At 78.3% G+C, this 244-nt stretch carries 1 pseudogene; it reads right to left on the reverse strand.

The features are described from left to right. A pseudogene (locus A4V12_RS37360) lies at positions 1–244 on the reverse strand (sensor histidine kinase); the annotation flags it as partial.

The following is a 244-nucleotide window of genomic DNA, read 5'->3' on the forward strand; positions in this document are numbered from 1 at the left end:
CGTCCCCGACGACCAGCCGCAGCCGCCCGTCGGCATGGTCGAGCCGGACCCACGCCGACGCCGCCCCGCTGTGCTTGACCACGTTGGTGAGGGCCTCGGCGACGGCGAAGTAGCCGGCCGACTCGACCGGCGCCTGCGGCCGGGCGGGCAGGTCGACGTCGACCCGTACGGGCAGCGGCAGGTCCAGCGCGAGGGCCTGCACGGCGCCGTCCAGGCCGCGCTCGGCGAGGACCGGTCGGGGGGG

This window comes from Streptomyces noursei, assembly GCF_001646665.1.
GTDB lineage: Bacteria > Actinomycetota > Actinomycetes > Streptomycetales > Streptomycetaceae > Streptomyces > Streptomyces lavendulocolor.